We start from the raw sequence: 20,444 nt of genomic DNA on the forward strand, positions 1-20,444 counted from the left end.
AAAGTAACCGTCAATCACTATTAGTCTCATCTTTTCAGCTTAACTTATGCATTATCAAAAAATTATATAAGCCTTTGATTAAAATCCTCACTTTACAGGGTTGTCAAGCTCCCAAAAAACCAATCCTCTGGATTGGTTTCAGATTGAAGAAAAAGTTCATTTTGGACAATTTCTTCAATCATTTTTCTTTATTATGAAAATCAAAAACTCTCAGAAACATTGGGAAATCAACATTTCTAAGAGTTTAATATTTTGTCATTTTACGCAAGTCTATTCAATTTTTTATTTTTAGGAATTTGTCTACGTTCTAAAACCAATCCTCTGAATTGGTTTTTTATAATTCTTTCTTTAACTCATAAAGAACAGTCATTGCTTCCATAGGAGTAAGATTCATGATATCAGTGGCTCTAAGTCTGTCAATAATAGCATCTTTAGAATCATTTGCAAAGAGGTCAAGTTGTTGACTATCACTGAACTCCTGAGCCACTTTTGTTGAAGTAGGGGCTAAGCTCCCTCCTTTTGAATTACCTTCTAGTTTTTCTAAAATGTGACTTGCTCTTGAAAGTAATCCCGCTGGGAGACCTGCAATTTTAGCAACATGAATTCCGTAAGACTTGTCCGCAGGACCTTCAGAAATTTTATGTAAGAAGGTTACTTCTCCTCCTTTTTCCAAAGTAGACACGTGGACATTTTGTAAACCTTGTAACTGACTTGACAGGGTTGTCAACTCATGGTAATGAGTAGCAAAGAGTGTTTTAGCCCCCACATGATTATGGATATGCTCAATGATTGATTGGGCTAAAGCCATCCCATCATAGGTGGCTGTTCCTCGTCCCAGCTCATCAAATAGAATAAGTGAGTCTTGACTAGCACGCTGAATAGCTTGATTAGCTTCCATCATTTCCACCATAAAAGTAGACTGACCTGAAATCAAGTCATCCGCAGCCCCTATCCGAGTAAAGATAGCATCAAATAATGGAAGATTAGCCTGCTCCGCAGATACATAGGATCCCATTTGAGCCATAATAATGGTCAAAGCTAGCTGACGCATATAGGTCGACTTCCCACTCATATTTGGCCCGGTGATTAATTGAATAGAAACTTGTTCTGTTAAACGAATACTGTTTGGAATATACTCCCGCACGCCCATTACCTTTTCAACGACCGCGTGACGCCCATCTATGATACTAACCTCTTTATCTTGATTAAAGCGAGGGCAAACGTAGTGATTCTGCTCTGCAACTTGAGCTAAACTTTGCAAGACATCTACGGTTGCAATGGCCTTGGCTAAGGCTTGTAATCGTGCAATATAAGTTTCCACCTGTGCTCGGACCCTCATGAAAATGTCATACTCCAACTGGGCTGATTCTTCACGCGCCTCTAGCATCTGCCCTTCAATTTTAGCCAGTTCTGCTGTGCCATATCGTTCTGAATTTTTCAGCGTCGCTTTTCTAAAGAAATGATCAGGAACTAGTGATAGATTAGAATTCGTCACATGGAAATAGTAGCCATCTTTTTTGTTGTAATCAATTTTTAGATTATTAATCCCACTGGCTTGGCGTTCCTTACCTTCAATATCAGCAATCCAACCGGTTCCTTCTTTCATCACCTTCCGATAGTGATCCAAACGCTCATCAAAGCCGGTCCTTATAATATTACCTTCACTAATGGTGGCTTGAGCATCTGGGTCAATAGCTGAGCGGATAAGGTTTTCTAGTTCTGGAATGGCATCAATTTGACCAACCAACTCTTCTAAGTCTGCGCTGGTCATAGACTCTAAAACAGCCTTAATATAAGGAACTTGAGCTAATGTCTGCCCTAATTGAAGGAGGTCCTTGGGGTTGACCTTCCCAAAAGAAACTCGACTGGACAAACGTTCAATATCATAGACCCCTTTTAAACTATCACTTAAATCTGCCCGCTCGATAAAATTATCAAGAAAGGTTTGAATAATCCTTTGTCTTTTTTCAATGGCCGCCTGATGAATGAGTGGACGATCTATCCAAGTTCGTAACAGACGCATCCCCATAGCAGTCTTCGTCTCATCCAATAGCCAGTAAAGACTCCCATGTTTCTTACCTGTACGAGCATTTTCTAGCAAATCTAAGCTCGCTTTTGTGGCATAAGTCATCTGCAGATAATCTTTAATCTCGTAATGGCTAACTTTTTGCAGGTGCGAGAGTTCGCGCATTTGAGTTTGATTAACATAAGCTAATAATTTTCCCGCCACTCTCAGTTCAATCGGAGCTAGTTGCGAATTTAGCAGAGCCGAATCTTCATAGCTCTCATCACTATAGGACAAGAGCAAATTACTGTCTTGTTTTAACTGTTTTTCTTGATCGTCATTCAATTCAAAACCAAGGATAACCTCTTTAGTTTTTAAATTTAATATTTCACTGTTAAGGCTTGTAAAATCAGCCAAACTTGTTACAAAAAATTCTCCTGTTGCCAAATCCATATAGGACAAACCATAAGTCTGGCCATCATAGTCAATAGCAACTAAAAAGTTGTTAGCTGTGCTTGGTTTAGCAGAATCAACTACTGTTCCTGGTGTAATCACTTGAACAACTTCACGTTTGACCACCCCAACTGCTTTTTTGGGGTCTTCCATCTGTTCAGCGATGGCAACCTTATATCCCATTTCAATAAGAACATCAATATACTGTTGAGCTGAGTGATGGGGCACTCCTGCCATGGGAATAGGGTTTTCAGCATTTTTATTGCGACTAGTTAAACCAATTTCTAGTATCTGAGCTGCTTTTACTGCATCTTCATAAAATAATTCGTAAAAATCTCCCATCCTAAAAAGCAAAAAAGCATCTGGATAATTGGATTTGATGTCCAGATACTGTTGCATTCCAGGAGAAATCTTAGGATTGGTCATTCCTAACCTCCTTATTTATTTTCTCTTCGATTGTTTTTGTAATGTATTGTAATAAGTCACTAGCATCTTGCATTTTCTCTCGGTATTCTGTTACCAAGGGCTGATCTATAATATTTTCTTCTAAGTTTTCAGCTAAGGTCAGCGACTGTTCGGCTGCCTGCTTCTTCTCTATTTTATCAAAAAGAATAGCTTTTTGCTGATTCTTTTTCATTTCAAAGGCCAAGGCAGTCAATTCAGGATTTTCCTTCATCTGATTATCAATCTGCTTGTATGCTTGTACGCTAGGATGTTTTTCAATGGTATCTAATAACTGCTTTAGGGAAGTATCATATGGGGTCATATACTTAGAGCCAAATCTTTTTCAAAACGCTCAGCAATATCTTCATTGCGACAAATAACTAGCAGCGTGTCCGCTCCTGCAACCGTACCTATGATTTCATCAATATCACCATTGTCAATCAGATTTGCTAAGACATCTGCTTCGCCTAGGTTGGTGTGGAGAACTAGCATAAAACCAGCACGATCAACTTTTAAAACGTAGTAACGAACATCTGGACTAAAGGGAGAAACAACTGGTTCTGACAAACTATAATAGAGTTTTCCTTTTTCATTACGTAGTTTTAAGAGACCTATTTCTCTCAAGTCACGAGATAGGGTTGCCTGAGTAACACTAATTCCTTCTTTACTGAGAAAATTTTTGATTTCTTCTTGCGTACCAATATGTTCTGATTGAATAATTCGCTTGATCTGATTTTGACGCTCAATTTTATTCATATGATTCCACCCTAATTGTATAATTATCCTTTCAAATTATAACAAAAAAAACTTAATAATTCATTATCTTACCCTATATTTTTATTGACTATCATATTTTTCTTGTTCCAAAAACCTTTTAAAATCTACTTAACCCTTTTATTTTAAACTTTCACAATAAAAGCAAGTGTTAGATTCATCACATTTTTATATAAAATATAATGACAGTATAATTTATCAAATCATTTCTCGTTTATTTTAAGAAATTGTGTTAAAATGGATTGACAAACTATTTTAGGAGAAACAAGATGGATACTAAATCATTGATTGCAAGTGAGATTGCAAAAGTGGTTCCTGAATTGAACCAAGAGACTATCTATAATTTGCTTGAAACGCCAAAAAATTCTGACATGGGGGATATTGCTTTTCCTACCTTTAGTCTTGCTAAAGTGCTACGCAAAGCCCCTCAAATGATTGCTGCAGAGCTTGCCGAAAAAATCGACTCAAGTCAATTTGAAAAAGTTATGGCAGTTGGACCTTACATCAACTTTTTCCTTGATAAAACCGCGATTTCAAAAAATGTGCTCCACGCCGTTATTGAAGAAAAAGCTGATTATGGTCAACAACATATTGGTGATGGCCAAAATATCACATTAGACATGTCTAGCCCTAACATTGCTAAGCCATTCTCAGTTGGGCATTTACGTTCTACTGTCATTGCTGACGCTATTGGTCACATTTACTCTAAACTTGGTTACAACTCAATCCGTATTAACCATCTTGGTGACTGGGGTAAACAGTTTGGAATGCTGATTGTTGCCTACAAACTTTGGGGGGATCAAGCAGCTATTGAAGCTAACCCAATCGATGAACTTCTTAAACTTTATGTAAGAATCAATGCAGAAGCTGAAGAAAATCCTGAATTAGATGAACAAGCTCGTCAATGGTTCAAAAAACTTGAGGACGGGGATAAAGAAGCTTGGGATTTATGGCAATGGTTCCGCGATGAAAGTCTTGTTGAGTTCAATCGTATCTATGATAAACTAGATGTTACTTTTGACTACTTCCATGGTGAAGCTTTCTACAATGATAAAATGGATGAAGGTATTCAAATCCTTGAAGATAAACATCTTCTTAAAGAGTCTAAAGGTGCCCAAATTGTAGACCTTGAAAAATATGATTTACCACCAGCTCTTATCAAAAAATCTGATGGAGCAACTCTCTATATTACGCGTGATATGGCGACAGCAATGTATCGCCAACGCACCTTCAATTTTGTTAAAAACATCTACGTTGTAGGACAAGAACAATCTCACCACTTTAAGCAACTTAAAGCCGTTCTAAAAGAGATGGGATTTGACTGGGCAGATAACATGATTCATGTTTCCTTTGGCTTAGTTACAAAAAACAAGAAAAAACTATCTACTCGTAAAGGAAATATTATTCGTCTTGAGCCAACTCTTGATGAAGCTGTTGCTCGTGCCCTAACCCAAATTGAATCTAAAAATCCAGATCTTGAAAATAAGGAGGCTGTCGCGCATGCCGTTGGTGTTGGTGCAGTGAAGTTTTACGATCTTAAAACTGATCGTGATAATGGCTATGATTTCGACCTTGAAGCAATGGTTTCTTTTGAAGGTGAAACTGGTCCCTATGTTCAATACACATACGCTCGTATTCAATCTATCCTACGCAAGGCAAACTTCACACCAGGCTTAAACAAAGATTATTCCTTAAATGATGATGAATCTTGGGAGATTATTAAATTACTTCAAAGCTTTGCTACTAACATTCAGCGTGCGGCTGATAAATACGATCCATCAATTATCGCAAAATTTGCTATCCAGTTGGCGCAGGCTTTCAACAAATACTATGCCCATACGCGTATTCTTGATGAGTCTGATGAACGTGACAGTCGTCTAGCACTTTGCTATTCTACAGCGGTCGTCCTCAAAGAATCGCTTCGCCTTCTAGGTGTTCAAGCTCCAGAAAAAATGTAAGAAAAAAGTTCTGTACTCTCTTAAGTACAGAACTTTTTTTGTGGCTAAACTGGCTTATCATAGTTTTTACGCCTAATTTTAAAATCAGAGCTAATGACTTCATCAACATCAACAATTGAAATGAAGGCATCTGGATCCAAGTCTGCTAGAATGCGCTTAACATCTCTAACTTCATTCGGACTTAGAGTAATATACATAACATTATACTCATTACCAGAGTAGGCGCCTTCTCCTTTAAGATAGGTAACCCCTCGGTTAATTTCTGTTAAAATAGCATGTGCTGCAGCTTTAGAATGTTTTGTAATAATGATCATTCCCCGTATAGTATAACCACCGTTTTGAACGATAGTTAAGACCTGACTAAAAACAAAGCTAGCAACCAAGGTATAAAGCATCTGTTTCAAATCAATATAAGTCAAAGAAGCTATCAAAATAACAGCATCTATAGCAAGTAAGGTCTGACCCAGCTTAATACCCATCTTTTCTTCAGCTATACGCCCAATAATATCAGTTCCACCTGTTGTGGCACCATATCTGAAAACCAATCCGCACCCAACACCTGAAAATAAACCAGCAACGACTGCTACTAACATCATATCATGCTCAAGTCCCAAGGCAATCGGTACCTTCTGCCAAAACCATATGAAAATAGACATACTTATCGTTCCATAGATAGTTAAAGCCAAGGAACGTCGTCCAAATATCATGGCACCTACTATAAATAACGGAATGTTAAATAGCAAAGAAGAAAAGGCTGGGTTCACTCCCATTAATGCGTGCAACATTAATGTCAGTCCAGATACTCCACCTTCTGCAAGTCTATTTGCCATATTAAAATTAACAAAGCCAAAAGAATAAATGGCAACGCCTAACGTAATCGCAAACAAAGCTTTCAGGCGTCCAAACCAAATATGAAATTGTGTCATATCATTCCCTCCTCTATCGATAAAAAACTAGTTGCTTCTTTGAGAAGCAAACTAGTTACCTATCTTCTTTTTTCTTTTTTTCTTCTTAGGTATAAAGAAATCCGGACTGTTTATCTCATCCATATCAAAAATCGAAACAAATGCTCTCGGATCAATTTCACTTATCATGTCTTTAAGCTCACGTACATCTGTTCTACTCAGAGCAGCATAGATAACTTTTTTCTCTCGAGCAGAATAAGCACCTTCACCATTCAAGTAGGTAACTCCTCTACCTAATTCTTCCATGATAAATTGTGATATTTCAGCGGAAAAGTCTGAAACAATAATTGCTCCCCTAACGGAATAACCACCATTTTGAACAATATGAGCAATCCTTCCGTACATAAAACTAGCTATTAGAGCATACATCATATCTGGGATAGAAATGTAAGTCAAAGATAGAATCATAACAAAAATATCAATTCCAAGTAGTGCTTGATTGAGTTGTAAACCGAACTTAGTCTCAATAACTTTACCAATGATATCAGATCCGCCAATCGTTCCTCCACTACGAAAAACTAGGCCTCCACCAAGTCCTCCGATAATCCCCGCCATCAAAGAGATAACTAACTTATCATGATTAAGGTCAATCAAGAGTGGTATTTTTTGAAACATCCAAACGAAAAAATAGAGGGATAAAACACCCGTCACAGTATAAACTGTAGATCTTCTACCAAAATACTTAGCTCCGATAAAAACTAGTGGCAAGTTGATGAGGTAGCCTGAAATAATGGGATCAATATTAAACAGTGCCTTTCCGACAAGTGTTAACCCCGACATCCCATTAGCTGCGATACGATTTGCCATATAAAAATAAACAAAGGCAAAAGCATATACTGCTGATCCACCAATGATGTATGATAGTTTTTTAAATTCAAGTTTACTGTCAAATGGCATCCCAACCTCCTTTGTGAGTCTAAACACTAATCATCTTCAACAAAACGGCCTATTATCCGAACATTTTCGGCCACAGAGATAAATGCATCTGGATCTGTCTTTAACATTAATCCCTTAAAGCCGATATACTCCTCCTGAGTCAATATGGTAATAAGGACAGTCTTATGAACATGTTTATAGGTCCCTTCAGCATCATTTATACATGTTACTCCACGATGTAATTTTTTATGAATAGCTTTTATAACCTTATCAGGTTGTTCAGTTACTATCATCGCTTGCATTTTCTTTTGCTTAGTATATATAGCATCCGTTATCCGTGTACTAACAAATATAGCTACCATGGAATAAAGTGCATATTGCCAACCAAATAAAATCCCAGCAAAAACCATAATAACAGCATTAAGAACTAGAGCGATCTGCCCCACATCTTTGCCAGTTTTCTTACGGATAGTTAAGCTAACAATATCAGTTCCTCCACTTGAGATTCGTGATTTTAACCCAAAACCGACACCAATCCCCATAAAAAGTCCTCCAAAAATGGCATTTATTAATGGATCTTCTGTCAGTGTCAACTGTGGGATAATCTGAATAAAGAAGGAGGACATGGTAACAGTTATAAAAGTGAAAATTGTAAATTTATGTCCAATTTTATACCAAGCTAAAACTAGTAAAGGAAGGTTTATCACATAAAAAACAAGTGAAATTGGCAGTGACATTCCTAAAGTACGATGACTCACCGCCGAAATAACTTGTGCTAAACCTGTTGCTCCACTGGAATAGACATGACCCGGTTGAAAAAATAAATTAACAGCAATACTGGAAAGAATCCCATATAAGATAGAAGCAGAAATTTTTTCTGCATATTTCTCCCTAGAAATGCTTCGCAGGGCATGTAATAGCCCTACTTTTTTAGCACCGCGACTAATAACATATTTTACTTTTTTCTTGTAAGTTGTTTTTCTAATCATGACTTTCTACTTGAAGACTTAATTCATCTAGTTGTTTGTCTGACACTATGCTCGGTGCCTGCGTCATTGGATCACTTGCTTTGTTATTTTTAGGGAAAGCGATAACCTCACGAATATTATCTTTACCAGCAAGTAACATTACAAAACGATCAAGACCGATAGCTAAGCCACCATGTGGAGGGAATCCGTAATCCATAGCCTCTAGTAGGAAGCCAAATTGTTCATTAGCAGCTTCTCTTGTAAAACCTAGAGCTTTAAACATGCGTTCTTGCATGTCCCTATGATTAATCCTTAGGCTACCACCCCCAAGTTCATAACCATTTAAAACAATATCATAAGCTACAGCTCGAACCTTGGCTAAATCACCTTCCAGTTCTTTAGTAGATATTTCTGTTGGTAGTGTAAATGGATGATGCGCCGACATATAACGATCTTCTTCTTCTGACCATTCAAACATCGGCCAATCAACAACCCAAAGGAAATTAAATTTTTTGTTATCAATTAAACCAAGTTCTTTGGCTAAGCGATTACGCAGAGCACCGAGTGTATTATTGGCAATGGCTAGTTCATCAGCAACAAATAAAATCAGGTCATTGTCAGTTATCTGTAAATATTCTGTCAATCTGCTGTCAAGTTCCGTTAAGAACTTAGCAACCGGGCCTGCTAGCAAGCCATCTACCTTCTTCACCCAGGCTAGGCCTTTTGCGCCAAACTGCTTAGCAAACTCAGTTAGTTTATCAATATCTTTACGTGAGAATTGATCTGCTCTATCTTTTACAACAATGGCTTTAACTGCGGGAGCTTCTGAAAAAACTTTAAAATCAACATCTTTTACAAGTTGCGTCACATCTTGCAAGAGCATGTCAAAGCGAGTATCTGGTTTGTCAGAACCGTAGAAATTCATGGCATCGTCATAAGACATTCTAGGGAAAGGGAGCTTGATGTCAACACCTTTAGTGTCTTTCATAACCTTAGCAATCATACCTTCAACTAGGTCTTGGATTTCCTGTTCAGATAAGAAAGATGTTTCCAAGTCAACTTGTGTAAACTCTGGTTGACGATCACCACGTAAATCCTCATCACGGAAACATTTAACGATTTGGTAATAACGATCGAAACCAGCATTCATTAGTAGCTGCTTCGTGATTTGCGGACTTTGTGGCAAAGCGTAGAAATGCCCTTGGCTAACCCTACTTGGTACCAAGTAGTCACGCGCACCTTCTGGTGTGGACTTGGTTAGCATTGGCGTTTCAACATCAATGAAATCGAGATCATCTAAATAATTACGAATTGAATGTGTTACCTTAGCACGTAGCTTGAAGTTTTCCAACATTTCCGGGCGACGTAAATCTAAATAGCGATAACGAAGTCTAGTCTCATCGCCGACCTCAACAGCATCTTTAATTTCAAAAGGTGTTGTTTTAGAGGTGTTTAAAATAGTTAACTCAGTAACTTTTAGCTCGACAGAACCTGTCGCCAATTGATTATTTGCCTGTTGACGCTCCTGAACCACACCCTGAACTTCAATGACATACTCACTACGAATAGCCTCTGCATTCTTTACCACATCAGCATTAGTTTCCTCTGGATTAATAACAAGTTGCATAATACCTTCACGGTCGCGTAAATCAATAAAAATAAGGCCGCCCAAGTCTCTACGACGTCCAACCCAACCTTTTAAAGTAAGTTCTTGTCCAATATGTTCTGATCGAACATGTCCAGCATACATGCTACGTTTCATCTAGTTATCTCCGATATATTTTTTTGTCTCTACTATTATAACAAAATCCATCTAAAAACCCCACCCATTTAAAGAGAATTAAAGCCAGTCAGTAATTAACACAAAAAAGCTCAATCAAAAAGAGGGCTAAAAACCCTCAATACTTATCAAACTAATTTAGACAACAACCTAGGGAAATCGTTACTTATTTCTTCAAAGCTAGCTTCAATTTCCTGACGACTTTGGTTATTTTTAAGGCTGACTTTACCAGCTTCTACTTCACTTTCCCCTAAAGTCATAATAACTTTAGCTTTAAAGCTATCTGCTGATTTAAATTGGGCCTTGATTTTACGGCCTAGATAATCCCGTTCCGCTTTAAACCCTTGTTTACGAAGAGCTTGCACTAATGCTAAAGCTTTGCTGTTGGCAGCATCTCCCAAGACAGCGATGTAAACATCCATCTCAGATGCAACTGGCAGTGTGATGCCCTGCTTTTCTAAAATAAGCAAAAGACGTTCAAGACCAAGACCGAAACCAAAACCTGGCGTTTCCGGTCCGTCAAAGTAGCTAACCAGACCGTCATAACGGCCACCTGCACAAATAGTTAATTCCGACTTATCTACAGTTGCCATGAACTCAAAAATAGTGTGGTTATAGTAGTCCAAGCCACGTACCATATTGGTATCAATAACATAAGGGATTTCAAGGTCAGTTAACATAGCTTTAACAGCTTCAAAGTGAGCCTGACTTTCTTCATCTAAATAATCCAAAATTGATGGTGCATTCTCAACGGCTGTTTTGTCTTCTTTTTCTTTAGAATCCAAAACCCGCAATGGATTTTCATCTAAACGTCGTTGACTGTCCTTAGATAATTGCTCACGCATAGGTGTCAAGTAATCAATCAAAGCCTGACGGTAAGCCGCACGACTTGTAGGATTCCCTAAACTATTGATGTGTAAAGTAATGTCTTTAATTCCTAACGTTTCAAAAAGATGGTTAGCCATAGCAATTGTTTCCACATCACTGGCTGGATTGGCAGAACCAAAACACTCTACTCCAATCTGGTGGAACTCACGTAAACGCCCTGCTTGTGGACGCTCGTAACGGAACATTGAGCCAATATAATATAACTTAACTGGTTTTTGAACCTCTGGTGCAAAAAGCTTATTCTCAACAAAAGAACGCACTACCGGGGCTGTCCCTTCTGGACGAAGCGTAATATGACGATCCCCCTTGTCATGGAAATCATACATTTCTTTAGTCACGATATCAGTCGTATCACCGACTGAGCGACTAATGACTTCATAGTGTTCAAACATTGGAGTCCTGATTTCCCCGTAATTATATTTTTCAAATGTTTCACGCGCAACAGCTTCAACATATTGCCACTTAGCAGCTTCTTCAGGTAAAATGTCCTGAGTTCCTTTAGGTTTTTGAAGTTTCATAATAATTGGTGCCTGAGTGTCTACAAAAACACTCTCTTCCTTTCTGCATTCTAATCACTCCTATTTTAGCATTTTTCTAAGCCTTTTGGATAGAGCAGAGCTCTAAAAAAACTTTTTTGTCAAGTAACTTTACTTTACAAAAAAGTTATGTTACTATATTAAAGTTGGCGAAAGCCATAGACACAAAAAGTATTCTGGGCTATAAGCTTTAAAGTTTATTTCCAATGCCCAACATTTTAATCGGAGGATAGAAACAATGGCAGTACCTGCACGTCACACGTCAAAAGCTAAAAAGAATAAACGTCGTACACATTACAAATTAACAGCTCCGTCTGTACAATTCGACGAAACTACTGGAGATTTCTCACGTTCTCACCGCGTATCACTTAAAGGATACTACAAAGGACGTAAAATCGCTAAAGCTAACGAAGCTAAATAATAGAAGGGAGATACCATGCGCGTAAATATTACACTTGAACACAAAGAATCTGGTGAACGCTTGTACCTTACTTCAAAAAACAAACGTAACACTCCAGACCGACTTCAATTGAAAAAATATTCACCAAAATTACGTAAACACGTAACATTTACAGAAGTGAAATAATTGAAACAACTAAAGTCCTTGAAAGATAACTTTCAAGGACTTTTTTTTTATGCTCATTATGCTATAATTAATGCAATAAAATCAAGGAAGTTATGCATATATTGCAATTTATATTAAACAAAATGGACTCAGGAACTATTAGTTTTATTAAGAAAGAGGATTATTTTTGGAAAAATTTAAAATTGAAACAGACCGCTTAGTTATTCGTACTCTTGTTGCAGAGGATTATGAGGCCTGGTATCAAGGTTTTGAAGGACGTAAAGTTTCACAACATGCTTTTGACGACGGTCAGCTGGATATGTCTGTTTGTGACCTCAAGTGGTTTCAGCAGTTAGTGACTCGGCATCAAGAGCTTTGGGAAAAGGATGACACCTATATCTTTGCTATTTTTGATAAGAAGGGTCAGCACCTCGGCATGCTTAATATCACCACCTTAGCTCGCACCAACATGCAGTGGGGCGAACTGGGCTATTTTATTCATAACCAGCACTGGCGTAAAGGCTTTGCCTACGAGGCTTTGTCCGCTTTAGTAGAGGCCAGCTGGAAGGAGCTGGGCTTTCACCGCTTAGAAGCTCAGATTTCCCCGGGGAATAGAGCTTCACAGCAATTGGCTGAAAAATTAGGTTTTGTCTATGAATGTCGCCGTCCTAAGTTTGCCTTTGAAGATGGTCAGTGGGTTGACCAGGACATTTACAGTAGGAATTTACATGAACAGCCCTTAGACTAACTATTCATGAAGTCCTTGGGGCTTATTTTTTACAGTCATGCCTTCATGCTATAATAATCAAAGACATTTAAAATATATAAGGAAGTTACTCATGCAAAAACATTGCCAAGAATGCGGAACAAAACTCATTGCTAAAGAATTGGAAAACGAGGGACAAATTCCCTTTTGTGAAACTTGTGACCAATTTCGTTTCCCAAGTTTCAACACTGCAATTAGCTTAATTGTGGTCAATCAAAGCAATAATAAAATTCTCCTTATCCAACAATATGGCCGCCCGCGAAAAATACTCGTGGCGGGTTACGTTGGTAAAGGTGAAAACCTTGAAGAGACTGCCCTACGGGAATTGAAAGAAGAAACTGGCTTGACAGGCTTGTCAATCTCCTTTAACAAAAGCCAATTCTTTGAGCCTTCAAACACTCTCATGTGCAACTTTACAGTAATTGTCAAAGACGACAGTGATTTTCAAGCTAATCACGAGATAGATGCTTACGACTGGTATTATCCTGAGGAAGCACGACAACACATCTTCCAAAATAGCTTGGCAGCTAAGTTTTTAGACCATTATTTAGAGATGAAAAAATAAGGTGCTCCAAGGGGCACCTTATTCCTTTTTAGAAAAGACTATTTATTAATAAGATTGTCAAACCCATTATTAGACAAAAAACAATGGTAAATCCTATGACAATCATAGGTTTTTGGTAAGGATACTTAGCTCTTTCCTCAATGCTTTCATTTTTATCTAAAGCTTGTCCTCTATAAATAGCTAAAATTTCTTTATAAGTTTGAATGCTATTTTCTTTTTTTAATTTTTCAATCCGTAAGGCAAAGACCATAACTGTAAACCATTCAAAAATAAAAATAACAAAACCTACTTTACCTAAAAAATGGATAAGTGGGTAAGCTGTTAGGGCCATGATTAGTGAGCCGAGAGTCATTGCCCAACCATCTCGGTTAAACTGTTTTAAGTCATCACTTTGAACAAGTTTTTTCATTTCATCAATATCTCCTTCTACTAACTGATCAAGACTTAGATTGAAAAGATTGGCCAAAGCAATTAAACTGTGAATATCAGGATAAGATTTGTCATTCTCCCAGTTTGAAATTGTTTGACGTGAAACATAGATTTTTTCCGCTAAGTCTTCTTGTGAGAATCCTGCCTTTTTTCTGCACGAACTCAATTTTTTTCCTAACTCCATCTTTTCTCCTTTCAGCTTAAGTTTATCTTAGTAGAGCTTTCTTGACTATCAAATATCTTTGACATAACCATAATTTGTTTTTTTTTATTTGTCTAACAACTCTTACTTTACACCCTTGTAAGGTCCTTGATAATGACTCCAATTTATTTAGCAATAACTTTATGGTACAATTAATGGACCATTACCAAGGAGGAAATAATGTTTTCTATTTTAAATCGCCTTATAAAAGGTATGATTATTGCTCTTGGCTTCATTTTACCAGGTGTATCTGGTGGCGTCTTAGCAGCTATTTTAGGCATATATGAACGCTTAATCCGTTTTCTAGCCCACATCCGTGAGAATTTTTGGGAAAATGTACTTTTCTTTCTTCCCGTCGGGATTGGTGGTATCTTAGGTATTGCACTCTTTTCCTTCCCTGTAGAATACCTCTTAAAACATTTCCAAGTTCCAATATTGTGGGGCTTTGCTGGAGCAATTATCGGGACTCTTCCTAGTCTAATTAAGGAATCTACCAAACAATCTAAACGTGATTTAATTGATTGTATTTGGCTTATAATGACTTTTGTAATTTCTGGAATACTGCTTTACTTCCTAAACGATTTAGTTGGTAATATTCCTGTTAACTTCTTAAGTTTTATTTTAGCTGGAGCTCTCATCGCCCTTGGTGTATTAGTACCTGGTCTTAGTCCATCAAACCTACTGCTGATACTTGGTCTATACTCCCCGATGCTTAATGGTTTTAAATCTCTTGATTTATTGGGTACCTTTCTTCCGATTGCAATTGGTGGCATCTTAGCTATTGCTGGATTTTCAAAAGCAATGGACTTTGCTCTAGAATACCACCATTCACGCGTTTATCATTTTATTATTGGTATTATTTTGTCTAGCACCCTTCTGATACTTATCCCTGTTCCACATAGTCCCGAAGCTATTGATTATAGCGGAGCAGGATTATTTACTTGGGGTATGGCTTTGCTTCTATTCGGACTTGGTATTTGGTTAGGTCTATGGATGAGCAAATTAGAGGACAAATACAAATAGTATCACAAAAAAGTGTTGGAAATCCAACACTTTTTTTGTATTCTAGCTCATTAATTTTCCATGTCTAAAATAATAACTAACCCTTACTATCATACTATTATTTTTCATTATCTTTTATCAATTGAATGAAACAATCTGTAAACTGAGCAGTCATCCCCCAGATTATCTCCTCTAAACCTTCATAGAAAGGAATGCGTGCAACCTGATTTGAAAAAGCATATTTTTGTCCGTTACGAATCCGATCAAAAGGAAAATTATTGTCTGCTTTAACTCCTTGAGGCAACTCATAATAAACTGGCTTTATTTCCTGTAAACAATCTAACGGAACTACAAACAGGTGGTCAACCTCTTCATTATAAGCTAATTCTTTCCAGTCTTGACAATGTAATTGGCCGACAAAACAGTGGATTGTCCGCCTTGGCTGTACAATGTAGTCAATTTCACCCCAGATATCAATTTTATCTGCACAAACGTTTAATTCTTCCACAGTTTCTCTAATAGCAGCAGTTTGATAAGATTCATTCCTTTCGACTCGACCACCAGGAAATGATACTTCACCCGGCTGTGAAATATGTTGACTCCTTACCTCATACAAAATATGCCACTTTTCATTTTGCCAAAGTAGAGGTAAAAAAACAGCATACTGTTTTTGTTCGCCTAAGGGCTGTGGCTTATATTCTTCAATCAAATCCTTAATTGTTTTCTTCATATTATTCCTTTTTGTCATTCTTATGTTCCAAGGGTACAAAAAATAATAGCCGAGGTCAAGAAATTGCTTTTTATGTTTTTTAAATATATAAAATTTTTACATATAATCTATTGACTTCTTTTAAATTCTATCTTATACTTTATATATAAAATATTTATATATAAAATTTTTACTCATTAAGGAGGTAATGGTATGTATTTTCCCGTATCAGCTACCTTGATTGAATTTTTAATCTTGTCTATTGTCAAAGAGCAGGATTCCTATGGCTACGATATCAGTCAAAATATCAAACTGGTCGCCAATATCAAGGAATCAACCCTTTATCCCATCCTCAAAAAGCTGGAGAAGGCCGAGTATCTTAGAACCTATAGCCAAGAACATCAAGGACGTCGACGCAAGTACTATCAATTAACTACAGAAGGACAAACACAACTTGCTTTTCTTGAAGAAGAGTGGGAAAACTACAAAGCAAATTTAGATGCAATTATAGAAGGGAGTCTCCGCCATGACAAGAACTGAGTATTTAACAGAGTTACAAAATCAGCTCCGAAAATTGCCAGAAGACGATTATCTAGAAGCAATGGATTACTTTACCGAATACTTTGACGAAGCTGGTCCTGAAAATGAAGATAAAGTAATCGCTGATCTTGGCAGTCCTAAAGAAGCTGCCAGTGAAATTATAGGACGCTTACTTGAAAACAAAATTGAAAGCGAAGATAAGAGACCAAAACACTACGCTAAAATTATTTGGTTAACAATTTTGTCAATCCTAGCAGCACCGACTGCTATACCAATCTTTCTAGCTATCTTATCCCTAATGTTCGCTATAATAGTAGCCATCGCAGTAATTATCTTTTCATTAATTATTCTAGGCATCTCATTTTTCGCAAATGGTTGTTATGTCCTATTTGACAGTTTCAGTTACCTATCAAATTCTATCAATACAACAATTCTTAGTTTCGGTATGGGGCTGATGATGATTGGAGGTTCTCTATTAGCTATAATGCTTGGATTTGAAGCTTGTGCTGCCCTTATACGTGGTGGGGCACTCCTCATTCAGAAAATGATTAAGAGAGGTCAAACAGTATGAAAACTTTTAAAAAAATAAGCTTTATTACAGCACTTTGTTTATTGCTTTCCGGACTTACCTTGGCAGGTTTAGGCTATGTTAGAGGTGGTTGGTCAGATTTATCAAGCTACACAAATCCCTCAAAGAATAATCATTATCAAACTAAAAAAGTAGCAGATTTTGATCACCTTTTACTTAACTGCAATGTTTCAGATATTATCATAAAGACTGGAAATCAAGAGAAACCTAGTATTACCTATTATGTCGATAAAAAATACCCCATCAAGATTGAGCAGACTGGAAAGAGCTTATCCATAAGCGAAAAATCTAAAGTTTTTCAAAATAAACCAATCATCAACTTTTTAACTTTGCGAAATCTCACTAATATCGGAAAAAATAGTTATTTTGGCATAAAAACTGACTATTCCATCCAAATTACCCTTCCTAAAGGTCATAAACTCAGCAGTCTCAAAGGAAATTTAAAAATTGGAGAATTAAAGATAGAAAATAGTCAGATTCAAATGATTGACTTCCTACTATCATCCGGAAATTTTTCAGTTGGTTCTTCTAAGATAATGAATGGACAAGTAACCCTTCATACAGGTGATATGACATTTACAGATAGCCACGTTAGTAATAGTAAAATAAATGTTGATGCCGGAAATATAGATTTTGAAACTTCAAGTATTGCAAATTCACAGTTAACATTGAAGGCTGGTGACTTTACCGCTACTGATGTTGGCTTTAGCAATAAAAACAGTTTAAGATTAGATATGGGTAACGCTGACATCCACTTAAAAAATCATGATTTAGCACTTAAAACCAATAAAAATTCAGGTAATTCCGATATAACCGCTAACTTAAAAGAAAATTCTCAAAATCAACTAGAGGTTACTAATAAACTCGGCGATATTACAGTAGAATAGCAAAATGAAGAGACCTGAAAAGGTCTCTTCATTTTGCTATAAAATTGCTGATTAAGGGCTCAATAGCTAACTACTTTTTATCCTCCCACACAAAAGTTTCTAAATACATAATTTAAAGCTCCTTAAATACTGTCAAAATTGAAAGTTGCAAGCTTAAAGGAGATATTTTTACTCCTTACTGTGAGCCTTTTGGTCGATAAATAATTAGTGCAAGTGCTAAAAAGCCTACTAAAAATCCTGTCAAAATACTTACTTCAAGTCCAATATGACCATTCAAAGAAATTGTTTCGCGTAAACCTGAAACAATATAAGACATTGGAAGATATGGGTGTAAGGTTTGGAAGAACCGACCACTTAATTCTATTGGGTAGGAGCCTCCCGATGACCCGACTTGTAGTAATAGCATTGCTAGAGAGGCAAACGAACCATAACGATCATCCCAACCAACAAGGGCAGTCACTAGTGCCATAAGAGTCCAGCCGCTTAAGATAATAAAGGTTAACGTTTTTAATTCATAATTTGCTTCAAAGCCAAGGAACTGAATTGCTCCATATAGAATCAAGGAACTTAAAGTTGATATAAAACCATTGATAATGAATTTTTGTTTAGCCCAATCCCAACGATCCTTAACAGGTCTTCCTGACAATGAGGTGGCAAAGATAACATTCGTTGATAAGGCTACTACCATTAATGAAACAGCTATCATGTAGGGGGCCATACCAATACCATTTGTTTTAACATTATCTTTATCTTTTTCAGATAAAGCGACTGGAGAAGCTACCGCCTTCGCGTTCTTTTCTTTGACACTTACTAAATTGAGTTTATGAGAAGCCTCTGCCAATGACAGTTGTAAAGTTGACAACCCATTTGACATACTTGTCAATCCATCTGTCAATTTAGCACTGCCATTTGTCAACTGTAAAGCTCCTTGGGACAAGGTATTCGTCCCTACAGCTAACTTTTGAGTGCCATCCAATAAAGCATTTGAATTAGCATTCAGTTGTGTAGATCCGCTTGAAATTGCTGTCAATCCAGTCAATATTTCTTGATTTTTGCTATTAAGACTTGCAAGAGCGGAACTTAGTTTGTTACTTCCAGGTAAAAGCTGATTTGTGACACCATTATTGACAGCTTTTACACCAGTTGAAAGTTTTGTTAGTGCGGTACTTGCTTGTGGTAAAGCTTGGTTCGACACATTAGCAATTTTATTAACACTTGCCTGTAACTGACTCAACTGTCCAGTATTTGAATTACTTGGTAGATTTGATAATTTGGTTTTCAAGACAGTTATAGTATTAACAATAGCTTGGGCTCCAGCAGTCGCTTGTGATGGTGTCCCTGAAATAGCATTGTTTAATTCAGCTTGCTGTTCAGGACTCAAACTTTTATAAGTTGATGTTGCTTGCAGTGAGGCCAACTTACTATTTGCTGTAGTAGCTTCAGTAGCAATAATCTCTTGCGCTAAATCTGAAATACCCGTTAAGGCTCCCATTAAGTCAGCTGTATTTGGGAGAGACAAGCCACTTACAGCAGTATTAAGCTCTTGTATGGCATTATTTAACTGTGGTAAGCCTACTTGCAATGCTTGAATCCCTTGCGTCTCTTCTTGACTCATTGTAGTTTCTGATGATAACTTACTTAAACCGTCTGTTAGCTGAGATGCTCCATTAGAAAGCTGACTAATCGCATCTAGATAAAGTGGCAACTGCGACGAGAATTTACTGATACCATTATTTAGTTGGTTTACACCACCAGTATAAGTCACTAACCCTGAATTAAGCTGACTAACTCCCTGTTTTAAAGATTGACTACCACTGGCAAGGCTTCCAAGATTTGTTGTAATCTCTTGACTACCCACTTTAGCATCGTTCGCACCTTGAACCAATTGACCGCTGCCTGTTGAAGCATCCTTTAAGCCAGTCTGAAGGTTACTCATGCTCTGAAAAACTGATGTTGTATAGGTTCGACTGATATTATCAGAGACTGATGATTTCAATTTAGCCATAGCTGCCTCACTCATCTTGGAAGCAACCATACCATGTCCTCTACTTGTTTGATATTGGATAACTAACTTCTCAGGATTTTTCTCTAATAAAGTAGTTGCCTTTTTCGAAAGATCTTTAGGCAGAGTAACAATCATATAATATTTACCATCACGCAAGCCATTTTCAGCTTTTTTTTCTGAGACAAAATGATAGTCTAAATCTTTATTTTTAGACATCTTGTCTACCATATCCTTACCGATATGTAAATCTTTTTGATCCAACTTAGCTTCCCTATCATGGTTAACTACTGCTATTGGTAAATCTTCCACTCGACCATAAGGATCCCACATTGAACCAAGAAAAGATAAATTATATAAGGCTGGAACTAGTGCCACACCTATCATTGTGATAATTAATTTTGGATTTTTTAAAAGTGCTTTTAACTCTTCTAACATTTTTACTCCTCAAACGATTGTACTTCATTCATTTTATGATAAAATATATTATACATTGAAGCAAAAAAAACTCAAGAAATAACTACCATTTTTAGACACATTG

General features: G+C 37.0%; 20 protein-coding genes. 9 read left to right on the forward strand and 11 right to left on the reverse strand.

Annotated elements, in window-relative coordinates; genetic code table 11:
* Positions 1–334: 334 nt before the first annotated feature.
* Genes mutS through argR form a run of 3 tightly spaced genes read right to left on the reverse strand, consistent with a single transcriptional unit; the run spans position 335 to position 3,658 of the window.
* Positions 335–2,884, reverse strand: a complete 2,550-nt coding sequence (mutS, locus tag FGK96_RS10155) for a DNA mismatch repair protein MutS (protein ID WP_138083420.1) — start codon at positions 2,882–2,884, stop codon at positions 335–337.
* On the reverse strand, positions 2,871–3,224 hold the full coding sequence (locus FGK96_RS10160) for a YlbF family regulator (RefSeq protein WP_138083421.1): 354 nt from the start codon (positions 3,222–3,224) through the stop codon (positions 2,871–2,873). The genes mutS and FGK96_RS10160 overlap by 14 nt, the downstream gene beginning before the upstream one ends.
* Complete coding sequence (argR, locus tag FGK96_RS10165) at positions 3,221–3,658, reverse strand: arginine repressor (protein ID WP_138083422.1); 438 nt, start codon at positions 3,656–3,658, stop codon at positions 3,221–3,223. The genes FGK96_RS10160 and argR overlap by 4 nt, the downstream gene beginning before the upstream one ends.
* Before the next feature lie 287 nt (positions 3,659–3,945).
* On the opposite strand from argR, the gene argS reads away from it, so the two are divergent.
* Positions 3,946–5,634: an arginine--tRNA ligase gene (gene argS / locus FGK96_RS10170; protein ID WP_138083423.1), complete on the forward strand. Its 1,689-nt coding sequence runs from the start codon at positions 3,946–3,948 to the stop codon at positions 5,632–5,634.
* A 44-nt stretch (positions 5,635–5,678) separates the two neighbouring features.
* Here the strand turns inward: argS and FGK96_RS10175 are convergent, their stop codons facing one another.
* The 5 genes from FGK96_RS10175 to hisS form a co-directional block, all read right to left on the reverse strand.
* Positions 5,679–6,560: a YitT family protein gene (locus tag FGK96_RS10175; RefSeq protein WP_138083424.1), complete on the reverse strand. Its 882-nt coding sequence runs from the start codon at positions 6,558–6,560 to the stop codon at positions 5,679–5,681.
* A 51-nt stretch (positions 6,561–6,611) separates the two neighbouring features.
* The gene (locus tag FGK96_RS10180; RefSeq protein ID WP_138083425.1) at positions 6,612–7,496 is read right to left on the reverse strand and encodes a YitT family protein; all 885 of its coding nucleotides are present in this window, start codon (positions 7,494–7,496) and stop codon (positions 6,612–6,614) included.
* 26 nt (positions 7,497–7,522) lie between these two features.
* Positions 7,523–8,464 carry a YitT family protein gene (locus FGK96_RS10185; protein ID WP_138083426.1) on the reverse strand — a complete coding sequence of 314 codons (942 nt, stop codon included), beginning with the start codon at positions 8,462–8,464 and terminating at the stop codon, positions 7,523–7,525.
* The gene (aspS, locus tag FGK96_RS10190) at positions 8,457–10,205 is read right to left on the reverse strand and encodes an aspartate--tRNA ligase (RefSeq protein WP_138083427.1); all 1,749 of its coding nucleotides are present in this window, start codon (positions 10,203–10,205) and stop codon (positions 8,457–8,459) included. The genes FGK96_RS10185 and aspS overlap by 8 nt, the downstream gene beginning before the upstream one ends.
* Before the next feature lie 146 nt (positions 10,206–10,351).
* Positions 10,352–11,629 carry a histidine--tRNA ligase gene (hisS, locus tag FGK96_RS10195; protein WP_138083428.1) on the reverse strand — a complete coding sequence of 426 codons (1,278 nt, stop codon included), beginning with the start codon at positions 11,627–11,629 and terminating at the stop codon, positions 10,352–10,354.
* 256 nt (positions 11,630–11,885) lie between these two features.
* On the opposite strand from hisS, the gene rpmF reads away from it, so the two are divergent.
* The 4 genes from rpmF to FGK96_RS10215 all read left to right on the forward strand — a co-directional run bounded on the left by rpmF (position 11,886) and on the right by FGK96_RS10215 (position 13,543).
* Positions 11,886–12,068 (forward strand): 50S ribosomal protein L32, encoded by a 183-nt coding sequence (gene rpmF / locus FGK96_RS10200; RefSeq protein WP_003085054.1) that lies wholly within the window; start codon positions 11,886–11,888, stop codon positions 12,066–12,068.
* 15 nt (positions 12,069–12,083) lie between these two features.
* A complete protein-coding gene (rpmG, locus tag FGK96_RS10205) occupies positions 12,084–12,233 on the forward strand; it encodes a 50S ribosomal protein L33 (RefSeq protein ID WP_002982147.1) in 150 nt (49 codons plus the stop codon).
* Between the two features lie 166 nt (positions 12,234–12,399).
* Complete coding sequence (locus tag FGK96_RS10210) at positions 12,400–12,960, forward strand: GNAT family N-acetyltransferase (RefSeq protein WP_138083429.1); 561 nt, start codon at positions 12,400–12,402, stop codon at positions 12,958–12,960.
* Positions 12,961–13,051: 91 nt separating this feature from the next.
* The gene (locus FGK96_RS10215) at positions 13,052–13,543 is read left to right on the forward strand and encodes an NAD(+) diphosphatase (RefSeq protein WP_138083430.1); all 492 of its coding nucleotides are present in this window, start codon (positions 13,052–13,054) and stop codon (positions 13,541–13,543) included.
* A 28-nt stretch (positions 13,544–13,571) separates the two neighbouring features.
* Here the strand turns inward: FGK96_RS10215 and FGK96_RS10220 are convergent, their stop codons facing one another.
* A complete protein-coding gene (locus tag FGK96_RS10220; RefSeq protein ID WP_138083431.1) occupies positions 13,572–14,156 on the reverse strand; it encodes a helix-turn-helix domain-containing protein in 585 nt (194 codons plus the stop codon).
* 198 nt (positions 14,157–14,354) lie between these two features.
* Between FGK96_RS10220 and FGK96_RS10225 the strand changes: the two genes are divergently transcribed.
* Positions 14,355–15,197 carry a DUF368 domain-containing protein gene (locus tag FGK96_RS10225; protein ID WP_138083432.1) on the forward strand — a complete coding sequence of 281 codons (843 nt, stop codon included), beginning with the start codon at positions 14,355–14,357 and terminating at the stop codon, positions 15,195–15,197.
* Between the two features lie 97 nt (positions 15,198–15,294).
* On the opposite strand, the gene FGK96_RS10230 is transcribed toward FGK96_RS10225, so the two are convergent.
* Positions 15,295–15,906 carry an NUDIX hydrolase gene (locus tag FGK96_RS10230; RefSeq protein ID WP_138083433.1) on the reverse strand — a complete coding sequence of 204 codons (612 nt, stop codon included), beginning with the start codon at positions 15,904–15,906 and terminating at the stop codon, positions 15,295–15,297.
* A gap of 192 nt (positions 15,907–16,098) precedes the next feature.
* Between FGK96_RS10230 and FGK96_RS10235 the strand changes: the two genes are divergently transcribed.
* The 3 genes from FGK96_RS10235 to FGK96_RS10245 are packed head-to-tail and all read left to right on the forward strand — an operon-like array spanning position 16,099 to position 17,901.
* Entirely contained in the window at positions 16,099–16,425 is a 327-nt protein-coding gene (locus tag FGK96_RS10235; protein WP_138083434.1) for a PadR family transcriptional regulator, read from the forward strand.
* The gene (locus tag FGK96_RS10240; RefSeq protein ID WP_138083435.1) at positions 16,412–16,996 is read left to right on the forward strand and encodes a DUF1700 domain-containing protein; all 585 of its coding nucleotides are present in this window, start codon (positions 16,412–16,414) and stop codon (positions 16,994–16,996) included. Before FGK96_RS10235 ends, FGK96_RS10240 begins: the two co-directional genes overlap by 14 nt.
* A complete protein-coding gene (locus FGK96_RS10245) occupies positions 16,993–17,901 on the forward strand; it encodes a DUF4097 family beta strand repeat-containing protein (RefSeq protein ID WP_138083436.1) in 909 nt (302 codons plus the stop codon). Before FGK96_RS10240 ends, FGK96_RS10245 begins: the two co-directional genes overlap by 4 nt.
* Positions 17,902–18,076: 175 nt before the next feature.
* On the opposite strand, the gene FGK96_RS10250 is transcribed toward FGK96_RS10245, so the two are convergent.
* Complete coding sequence (locus FGK96_RS10250) at positions 18,077–20,341, reverse strand: YhgE/Pip domain-containing protein (RefSeq protein ID WP_138083437.1); 2,265 nt, start codon at positions 20,339–20,341, stop codon at positions 18,077–18,079.
* Positions 20,342–20,444 lie beyond the last annotated feature (103 nt).

The sequence above is a fragment of the Streptococcus porcinus genome (genome assembly GCF_901542335.1).
Lineage (GTDB): Bacteria > Bacillota > Bacilli > Lactobacillales > Streptococcaceae > Streptococcus > Streptococcus porcinus_A.